Source organism: Rhizobacter sp. P3_B12 (assembly GCF_056402895.1).
In genome coordinates, this window is sequence record NZ_JBFUGN010000981.1 from 1 (window position 1) to 2,260 (window position 2,260).

Here is a 2,260-nt window from a genome sequence, read left to right on the forward strand (position 1 = left end):
GGCCAGTTGCGAGAGTTGCGCCGGCGTGTAGCCCTTGGCGATCTGCGGCATCACGGTTCCGGCCCGGCTGCCATCGCGAAACGCGATGAGTTGCGCCAGCAGCTCGTCGCGCTCGCGCCCGCCCAGGCCGGCGATCGCGCTGCCCGGTGCCGGGCGGCCGTCGGTGCCGTGGCAGGCGGCGCAGGTGGCGGCGAGCGAGCGCAGTGCGAGATCGTCGGCCGACAGCGCGGCCGACAGCGCGGCCGAAGGCGCGGCGGCGGTGCTGCCGGTGGCCGCGGCCAGCGCAAAGGCCAGCCAGGCGGGGTGCTGCGAGGTCATGCGGGTGTCTCCTCCACGCGAAGCCCGGATCTTCGGGGCCCCGCAGAATCCTACGGTTTTCGTCCCCTATGCGCAGCAGGGGCTTCGGCCTGGGCCGCTCCTGAGAGATGCTCCGTCGCCAACCCAGGAGAGACCGATGCCCCGACTACACGTCAATGGAAGCGTCCGCGAGTTCGAAGCCGAGCCCGACACGCCGCTGCTGTGGGTGCTGCGCGAGCAGTTGGAGCTGACCGGCACCAAGTACGGCTGCGGCATCGCGCAGTGCGGTGCCTGCACGGTGCACCTCGACGGCGTGCCCACGCGCAGCTGCGTGCGCCCGGCCTCGACGGTGGGGCCGGAGGAGAAGATCGTGACGATCGAGGGCCTGTCGGCCAACGCCTCGCACCCGATCCAGAAGGCCTGGGCCGCGCTCGACGTGCCGCAGTGCGGCTATTGCCAGTCCGGGATGATCATGGCGGCGGCCGCGCTGCTGAAGGCCAAGCCGCGGCCCACCGATGCCGACATCGACGACGCGATGACCAACATCTGCCGCTGCGGCACCTACAACCGGGTGCGCGCGGCGATCAAGGCGGCGGCGCACGGCGGTGATCCGAAGCAGGCGGGGCTCAACATCGTGCACATCGACGGAGGCAAGGCATGACGCGGGCCGAGCGCCGGGCCGCTCCCAAGCCGGCCCGCATCCCCTCGGGGGATCGATCGATGTACTCATCGAGCGGAGGGGTCGTCATGACTCGGCGCGGCTTTCTCGCCGGTTCGGCGGCGACCGGCCTGGTCGTCGCATTCCACATTCCGTTCGCCGGCGAGGCTGCTGCGCAGGCCGCTACGCCGGAGATCAACGCCTGGGTCGTCGTGCAACCCGACGAGACGGTCGTGATCCGCATCGCCCGCTCGGAGATGGGCCAGGGCTCGCTGACCGGCCTCGCGCAGCTGGTGGCCGAGGAGCTCGACTGCGACTGGTCGCGCGTCAAGACCGAGTACCCGACGCCCGGCCAGAGCCTCGCGCGCAAGCGCGTCTGGGGCAACTTCTCGACCGGTGGCAGCCGCGGCATCCGCGAATCGCACGACTACGTGCGCAAGGGCGGCGCGATCGCCCGCACGATGCTCGTGCAGGCCGCGGCCGACGGCTGGCAGGTGCCGGCCGCGCAGTGCCAGGTCGACAAGGGCGTGATCACGCATGCGGCGAGCGGCCGCAAGACCACCTACGGCAAGGTCGCGCTGGCGGCCGCGCAGCTCACGCCGCCCGCCGACGTGGCGCTGAAGGACCCGAAGGACTGGAAGCTCGCTGGCAAGCGCCTCGCGCGGCTGGACACGCGCGGCAAGCTCGACGGCTCGCAGGTCTACGGATCCGACCTGAAGCTGCCCGGCATGCTGAACGCGGCGATCCGCGACTGCCCGGTGTTCGGCGGCAAGCTCGCGAGCTTCGACGCGGCGGCCATCGCCGGCCGGCCCGGCGTGAAGAAGGTGCTGCGCGTCGGCGACAGCGCGGTGGCCGTGGTCGCCGACACCTGGTGGCGCGCGAAGTCCGCGCTCGATGCGTTGCCGGTGGTGTGGGACGAAGGTCCGAACGCGAAGATCGGCAGCGCCGAGATTGCTGCGACCTTGAAGGCCGGTCTCGATGCGCCGGAGGCGGCGGTCGGCAATTCGAACGGCGATGCGCGGGCGGCGCTGGCCTCGGCCGCGCGGGTCGTCGAGGCGGTCTACAGCTATCCGTTCCAGAACCACGCGACGATGGAGACGATGAACGCGACCGCGAAGTTCACGCCCGCGTCCGACGGCACGCCGGCGCGCTGCGAGGTCTGGACGCCGACGCAGAACGGCGAGGCGGCGCATGCGGCGGCGGTCGAGGCGTCCGGGCTGCCGGCCACGCAGTGCGAGGTCTACAAGCTGCTGCTCGGCGGCGGCTTCGGCCGGCGCGGTGCGGTGCACGACTGGGTGCACCAGG

3 protein-coding genes are annotated in these 2,260 nt (G+C 72.0%); 2 read left to right on the forward strand and 1 reads right to left on the reverse strand.

Features of this window, described 5'->3' with window-relative positions:
• Nucleotides 1-318, reverse strand: a 318-nt coding sequence (locus AC1D01_RS30975; RefSeq protein ID WP_477873282.1) for a c-type cytochrome, incomplete at its 3' end; no start/stop codon positions are given.
• A gap of 136 nt (nt 319-454) precedes the next feature.
• On the opposite strand from AC1D01_RS30975, the gene AC1D01_RS30980 reads away from it, so the two are divergent.
• Together AC1D01_RS30980 and AC1D01_RS30985 are read left to right on the forward strand one after the other, a co-directional pair.
• Entirely contained in the window at nt 455-958 is a 504-nt protein-coding gene (locus tag AC1D01_RS30980) for a (2Fe-2S)-binding protein (RefSeq protein ID WP_477843272.1), read from the forward strand.
• Nucleotides 959-1,044: 86 nt separating this feature from the next.
• On the forward strand, nt 1,045-2,260 hold a 1,216-nt coding region (locus tag AC1D01_RS30985), incomplete at its 3' end, for a molybdopterin cofactor-binding domain-containing protein (protein WP_477873284.1).

Coding starts and splice junctions, on each gene's coding strand:
- AC1D01_RS30980 (WP_477843272.1), top strand. CDS start 455: ATGCCCCGACTACACGTCAATGGAAGCGTCCGCGAGTTCGAAGCCGAG.